Origin of the sequence: Streptomyces sp. NPDC046900 (assembly GCF_040644975.1) — a bacterium.
GTDB lineage: Bacteria > Actinomycetota > Actinomycetes > Streptomycetales > Streptomycetaceae > Streptomyces.
Genome location: NZ_JBEYXD010000086.1, coordinates 26,597 through 33,609, shown reverse-complemented (window position 1 = coordinate 33,609; position 7,013 = coordinate 26,597). Strand labels below are relative to the sequence as shown.

Here is a 7,013-nt window from a genome sequence, read left to right as displayed (position 1 = left end):
CACGCCCTCGAACTGCTGCCGCAGCCGCTCGGGGTACGGTCCGTACTGGCCGATCGGAAGGTGCGGGCCGATGAACTCCCACTCTGCGTCCGTCAGTTGCACTTGCGTCACGCAAGACGATCTACCGGATCAGGCCCCGTCACGAGGGTGAATCCCGCGGATTGATCACGACTCGATACGCGCCCTAGCGGTCAGGGGTCGGCGCAGGGCTGTCAGGTCGGTGTCGAGGAAGCCTTCGGGTTGAGGTCCGGGGTAGGAGTGGGTGCAGATGTAGAGGACGTTGGTGTCGGCGCCGAGCGCGCGGTCCGCAGCTCCAGGAGGAATGATCAGGGTGGGCTGAGTCGGAGACGGCAGGGGTGTCACGCGGGGCAGGTAGGTCAGGCGGGCGGCGACCCGGCGCGCGTCCGCCTGGCAACGCGGGGAGTGGGCGGGCGCGGCCACCAGGACCCGCAGGTTGCGCACGATGCGGATGCGCGGGCGGTCGGAGCGTTGGAGGCGTGGCACTGCGGTGATCTGGGGCATCGTCAGGTGCTTTCGCGTAGCCGGGCCATGCAGGCGGGGCAGATGTCAAAGTCGTTCGTCTTCGGATCAATCAGGGAACCACAGCCTTTGGTGCATCAGGTAAGGGTGTCGAAGACAGCAGCGCAGCGCAGGCACAGATAAAACGACCAGTCGCGTTCAACATCGATGATGGTCGGGGTGTCACACCTGGGACACCAGTGGACGAGTGCTTCCTCGTTGTCTCGGGGGTCCAGTGCTGCCCGGCGCACCATATCGGCGTAAACGTAGTCAGCGGTGGCTGATTCGGCGTCGGTCCACGTGCGGTAGCAGAACCGGCAAGCAACAGGGGTTCCGGCGACCAGCGCTGGCATACCGCAGTCCGGGCAGTCGACCGTTACGTCCGTGTACGGAGCCAATGCCTCCTTGATCCCGTTCATCCGAGTGTGGATCAGCTCGGTGATCGTGCCTAGTCGATGCCGGATGTCATCCATGGCCGTCTCCACCTGAGCTTGTTCAGCCGCGTCCAGGTGTGGCAGGAGGTGTTCGTGCAGGAAGGCGAGCAGGAAGTCCAGCACGGTGGCGGCCTGAGCCTCCACCGCGGGCGCTGACTGCGTCAGCCCGTAGTGCTGCAGGGCATTGCGGGTCTCACCCAGCTTCGCGACGGCGGCAAGGTGCTCGCTGTCCAGGTCCAGTCCCAGCACCTCACGCAGCCGCTTGAGGGTCTCGTCGATGCCGCAGCTGACGAAGTTTCCGCTGGCGAACCGCTCGCTCACCGGAGGCTTCCTGCTCTTGCGGAGCTCGGAGGACAGGTCCTGGAGGACCAGCGTCCAGTGCGCCTGCCGGAGGCGGGCCTTGAGCAGGACCTCAGTGCCGGCCTGGAGGTGCAGCACGGCGTACTTCAGGTCGCGCGGCGTCACATCGTCGGACAGGTGCTCCACCACGCTGGCGAGGTAGTCCAGTCCGTTGAGGACGGGCGGGAAGTCGACCTGCGGCTCCGAACCGGATGCAGGCGGCCCGGGGCGCTGCCCGGGCACCTCGACGCCGGGCGAGGAGAGCTGATCGCCCTTCAAGGCTCGGTCTGTGTTCTGCGGGATCTCCCCCGTCATCCTGCTCCCCCTGTGCTTCCGGACTGTCCTAACGAAGTTGTTGCGTAAGCCGGTTACCGCGCCTGTCTGTTGTCGCGTTCTGGATGGCTTCTGATTCGGATTAGGAGAGCCTATTGGGAAGCACGACCGTTCGGCGACGTGCCCAGGCACAGTTTGCGGGCCTTCTTCCTCTCCTCTCTGGGGGCGGGTCAGCCACGGGCGGGAAGAACCTCGCGGGGCGCCCATGGAAGCGGCATCGGTACAGACCCGCGCCGCGTCACAGCCGGTCCTTGCCAGGAAGGGTGACGCCCTTGGGTAACCGAGCATGCCGATCGGGCGCCTATGTCACAGTGAGGAACGAGAGCGAATAGGCGACAAAGGGGGCGGGCTGTCGTGCGGCGTGACCGAGGGCTTCCGGTGCTGCGGGAGAAGGAGCTGTTGGCGGCCGGGGTGGACGTCGGGCCGCTGCGGCGGATCACCGTGGTACTGGGGCGTGCGGGCGGCGGGAAGTGGCACGTTCCCTGGCGCTCCGCATACCGGCAATGGCTCCGCCACCCCGACGCCTCGGCGTTTACACCCGCCTCGAAGAAGCCACCTTGTCCGTTCGCCTCCAGCCCGGCCAACAGGGCGGAGCCCACCGAACCGTCGACGATTGCGCTGCGCAGGTAGGGATTCAGGTCGACGCCCGCTGTCTGCATCAACTGCTCGGCAGTGTCCCTTCCCCAGGGCGGATCAGGCGGATTCGACCGCCGCGCGCGTCCCAGCCCTGCCGTACGCGAGAGGCACCCAGTAACCCCGACCGTTGCCGGCCCCGCCCCGGCGCCTTCTTGGCCCGCTTGCTCAACTGCTCATCCCCTCAGGTTCGTTGCCGCTCTACCCATGTTGAGGCTCGAGACGGGCTGGCCGCAGCTGCGCACCGTGTACGAGGTACTCGCGGCAGCCGGGCCTGAGAGTCCGGACGACGGGACGCGAGGGCGGTGCCTTGCGGGGCTCGGTCCGGAGCTGACAGAAATAGGAGCGCTGGCCTCCCCCTCGGTAGGAACTCACGCGGGCCCATCGCTGCGCGCCGAATCTCCGTGCGCGGCCTGCGCCTCGCGCACGCCGCGTACGGTCTCGCGCAGGTCGAGAATCACCACACCGTCGATCATTTCAATGCTGCCGGAGCCGAAGCGCACCCACACGGGGAAAGCGCCGGCGTCGCGAGCGAAGGCGAGTTTCTGTGCCGACGCCGGGTTGTGCGCGGAGTCGATCTCGACGAAGAAGTCCGGGAGCGGCGGCGACCAGATCACCACGTCCGCGCGGCCGTACCGGCTCTTGCCATCGGGCACGACCGGCAGTCGCAGTTCCCGGTAGACGCGGCAGCTCGGCTCCATGGCGGCGTGGGCGAACTCCAACATGGCCTCTGTCAGGGACTTGGTGATCTGCGCGGTGCTCGGCGGCCCAGAGCCGGCCGCCCGCATTTCGCCGACCTGCTCGGCGGCATCCTCGGCCCAGTCCTCGAAGACGGTGGCCAGCAGCCTTCCGACGTCCCGAAGGTCCCGCTCCGCAACGGGGCGGGCACGTCGGCCGGTCAGCACGTGAAGCCAGCCCTCCGCCCAGTGCGCCTGGTCGAGCAGCCGCAGCACTCCATCGCCGCCCGCGCTCGCGGCCCGCTCGGCCTCCGCCCGGGTCGGTATCAGTTGTCCCGCCCTCTCGGTGACCGCGGACAGAATCCGGCTCGTCTCGCCTTCCTTGCCCATCATCTCCTCAGCGGCGATGGCCCCCTGGAGACGCTTCGTCGCCCACCACCGCCACTCGCTCACCAGCGGCCCGGGGATGGCCTCGGGGAGAGCAACGGCGTCCAGCAGCTCGCCCGCACGAGGGGCGGCCGCCTTCGCCGCGGCCGACAACTCCGCCTTCAAACGCTGCTCGTTCTCCTGCCACCAGCGGCTGTAGCACCCCCAGCAGCGGCCATGTTTCTTCGCCGCCGCCTCCGCGGTGATCTTTCGGGTGTGACCGCACTCGGGGTAGGTGTAGGGGACGCGGAAGCCGACGCACTGCGGGCAGGCGGCGATATCCCCGTTCTTCCACTTGAGCAGTGAGGCCCGTTTGGCGATGGTCTCCTGCCATTCATGACCGGCCGGGCATCGCCACCACACCTCCACCCTCATCCTCGCAGTCGCCTTCTCCGGCGTCAGACCCCCGTTGCGCTCCTGAAGCCACGTCGCGGCAACCTCCGGAAAAGCTTCGGCCAACGACCCCCTTGACGAACCCGCCACAGCCGCCCTCCTCGCCCCTCGGCCAAGCCTCTCCTGACCCGGCATCTCACCGAGGGCGATCACTTTAGGGGGCGCCTCTGACAGGCATCGGCGGGCAGCTGTCCATGCGGCGGCCTCTCGATCGAGTTGGGCATGGCCCGGCGGGGGAGCTGCGACTGCTCAGGAGATGGCCCAGCCGGTGATGTCGTCGCGTGGGTGGTTGAGCGGTTCTCAGCGAGTTGCGGGCCGTCAGCTCAATCGACCTCGCGGAGGATCGTCAGGACCTGGTCGACGCCGAGCTCGCTGGCGCGGGCCATGAAGCCGCGGATGTCCTTGGGGCAGGCAGCCGCCGCCGAAGCCGAGGCCGGGGCGCATGCTGCGGCGGCCGATGCGTGCGTCGTGGCCGAGGATGTCGGCGAGCTGGGTGACGTCGGCGCCGGAGGCTTCGCAGACCTCGGCGATGGCGTTGATGAAGGAGATCTTCGTGGCGAGGAAGGCGTTGGCGGATGCCTTGGCGAGCTCGGCGGTGGCCCATCAGCTGGCTGGGGGCAGCCTCGGCACCGGGCAGCCTGGGACGAAGGAGCGGGGAGCGCGGCAGCGGCGCACAGGTGGGCGGGAAGTGCTACGCGAGGACCGCCGGAGCGGCGTCTTCGGCGGTCCAGTCGCCGTCGAACAGTGCGGCAACCAGGCGGACGTGTTCGTCCGGGAGTTGGCCGGTGCGGTGCTTGGTGCGGGCCTTGGCCAGCCAGGCGCCGATCTTCACCGTGTCGCCGTCGACGCGGATGGTTTCGCGCGCGGCGGGAATGCGGCCTTCGCGGTGGAGGAAGAGCTCCAGGAGCTGGACGGTCTGTTCGAAGGTCCGGCGGGCGCGGCGGGCAGGGGTCAGGGGGTTGCTCTCGGGGGTGAGGCCGAGGGCAAGCATCGCGTGCTGCTGGCCGGGCGCAAGAGTGTGCCAGGTGGTGAGTTGGCGCCCTAGCCAGGAACCGATCTTCACGCTGCCGAGCTGGGTGTCACGGGTGAGGGCGCCGGGGTCGGCTCCGTCGGCGAGGTGGGCGCGCAGCAGGTGGTATTTGCGGTGCCAGTCCGCGCCGTGGGGCAGGCGCCAGTCGGGATCGAGTGCGGTCAGGGCGTCGGCGCGCGGGGAGTCGAGCTGGTTCTTGCCGTCGAGGTGGCGCTGCTCGGCGAGCCAGGCCCCGGTGGGGGTGGTGGCGGGCGCGGCGAGGTGGCCGTGGGTGCGGTGGTAGTCGGCGGCGGCGAGGCGGGCACGCCAGGTGGCGTCGTGCTTGTCCCAGATCATGCCGAGGGCGTCGAGTTCAGCGGTCCAGTCGGCTTCGAGACGGCCGGTTTTCGCGGCGTCGCGCATGGTGGTGATGAAGGTGCCGAGTGTGTAGCCGGTGGGGTCGATGTAGTCGGCGGGGACGTCGAGGTGGGCGTGTTCGTCGCGGTAGGACTGGGCGGCGGCGAGCCCGAGACGGCGGGAGCGGGACACCGTGGCGTCGCGGGGATCGAACGCGATCAGATCCATGGCGCGGGCGATGCGCTCGGGGTGGACGGTGAAGTCGAAGTGCCAGCGGCGTGCGATGACCTCGCTGGTCTCCTTGGGGAGGCGGTTGGCCTTGTCGGGCAGGCGCTCGAGGATGCGGTGGTCGTGGCTGGCCAGCGCCGTGGCGATCGCCCACACCGGCTCGTAGGCGGTGCCGAGGATGTTCTCGGGGTCGGCGCCGGGTTCGATGTAGACGGGGACGATGAGGCTGGCCGTCTTGCCGCTCACGTCCAGGCGCAGGGCGCGGCCGAGGGCCTGGACGCAGCGGACGACGCTGCGGGTGGGGTCGGCGAAGACGATCGCGTCGACGCTGGGGATGTCGACTCCCTCGGCGATCAGTTTCGAGTTGGCCAGGATCGCGGACGTGGCGGCGGCGAAGCTGGTGAAGGTGCCGGCGCGCTGTTCGGGGGTGTGATCGCCGTGGGCGAAGAAGAGCTGGGGGGTGATGTCGGGGCAGAGGTCGGGGTGCGTCTTGCGGAGCAGGCGCAGCGTCTGGGGCAGTTCGCGTGCGAAGTGGCGCGCGTCGGAGACGAGGTTGAAGTAGACCAGCACCTTTTTCAGGCCGTGGTCGGTCATCGCGCGCAGGACGGCCAGATGGAGGGCGGTGGTGCGCAGGGCACTGTCCGCGTCCTGGACGTTGCCGTGGCCGGGAGCGGCGGTGCCGGGGGCAGGGAGGTTCAGGCGGCGCCGCAGGTCGGTGTCGGTGAGGGTGGGCACCACGATGCGGTAGTCCGCCGCGCGGCCGTCTTCGACGGCCTGGGCGAGCGGGTACTCGAAGACCTTCTTCCCGTAGACGGCCTCGTTGTCCATGCTGTTGGCGAAGGCGTCCTCATCCGCGCCGCCGCGGTGCCGGCGGCGCGGGCGGACGGTGTCGGCGGAGTCCGCCAGCTCCGGCGCGGCAAAGATCCTGGGCGTGGCGGTCATGTAGAGGCGGCGGTCGGCGTGGATCCGCCTCGCGTCGTTGATGATCGCCCACTTTTTGTCGGCGCGGCCCGCGATCCGGTGCGCCTCATCCATGATCGCCAGGTCGAACGGCGGGACCTCGTCACGCGCCTTCTGGGCCTGCTCGAGCTTGTCCAGAGAGTCGTAGGTGCAGATCACCGTGAACGCTTGGAACTGGCCGTCCCCGTCTCCTACCAGCGACATCGCCGCCGCCAGCCCGTAGGGGTTGCTGGTTGAGCCGACCTGGGCGGCCACCAGATCGTCCCTGCCGCCTGCGTCCAGGGAGGAGACGATCACCATGGGTCCCCGGTGCCCGTCCTGGCGCCACGCCAGTGCCGTCTGGGCCGCCAGATCCAAGGTGGGCACCACGAACAGCACCAGGCGTGCGTCGAGTTCGTTGGCGGCTCGGCTGGAGACCAGCGTCTTGCCGGTTCCCGTCGCTGACACATACAGCGCCCGCGTGCCCGCCCGCCGAAGATGCCGCACCAGCCGTTCAACAGCTTCGACCTGGTCAGGGAAGAGTTGCCGCTTCTTGGGGGGACCGGGTTCGGGAACATCGACGACGGTCATGGAGAGCTTCCTCCCTGGGGCGCGGGCGATGCCGCTGCGAGGGGATCAGGGGGCCGGGGGCAGGTGGTGCGCGGCGGGGCAGCGAATACCCAGGGCGTCGCGCGGCCGCGTCCGGGAAGGGGCCATGCGCGGCAG

5 protein-coding genes and 1 pseudogene are annotated in these 7,013 nt (G+C 69.3%); 1 reads left to right on the top strand and 5 read right to left on the bottom strand.

All coding sequences use genetic code 11. From position 1 onward, the window contains the following. Nucleotides 1-165: 165 nt before the first annotated feature. Entirely contained in the window at nucleotides 166-522 is a 357-nt protein-coding gene (locus ABZ904_RS41900; RefSeq protein WP_361829377.1) for a hypothetical protein, read from the bottom strand. Between the two features lie 95 nt (nucleotides 523-617). After that, entirely contained in the window at nucleotides 618-1,607 is a 990-nt protein-coding gene (locus tag ABZ904_RS41895) for a hypothetical protein (protein WP_361829376.1), read from the bottom strand. A gap of 372 nt (nucleotides 1,608-1,979) precedes the next feature. Between ABZ904_RS41895 and ABZ904_RS41890 the strand changes: the two genes are divergently transcribed. Further along, nucleotides 1,980-2,255 carry a hypothetical protein gene (locus ABZ904_RS41890; protein WP_361829374.1) on the top strand — a complete coding sequence of 92 codons (276 nt, stop codon included), beginning with the start codon at nucleotides 1,980-1,982 and terminating at the stop codon, nucleotides 2,253-2,255. Nucleotides 2,256-2,629: 374 nt separating this feature from the next. On the opposite strand, the gene ABZ904_RS41885 is transcribed toward ABZ904_RS41890, so the two are convergent. From ABZ904_RS41885 to ABZ904_RS41875, 3 genes and pseudogenes are all read right to left on the bottom strand, one after another. Then, nucleotides 2,630-3,889: a zinc-ribbon domain-containing protein gene (locus tag ABZ904_RS41885; protein ID WP_361829380.1), complete on the bottom strand. Its 1,260-nt coding sequence runs from the start codon at nucleotides 3,887-3,889 to the stop codon at nucleotides 2,630-2,632. A gap of 191 nt (nucleotides 3,890-4,080) precedes the next feature. After that, a pseudogene (locus ABZ904_RS41880) lies at nucleotides 4,081-4,354 on the bottom strand (UDP-glucose 6-dehydrogenase); the annotation flags it as partial. Between the two features lie 91 nt (nucleotides 4,355-4,445). Continuing rightward, entirely contained in the window at nucleotides 4,446-6,878 is a 2,433-nt protein-coding gene (locus ABZ904_RS41875; protein WP_361829372.1) for a Helicase associated domain protein, read from the bottom strand. Nucleotides 6,879-7,013 lie beyond the last annotated feature (135 nt).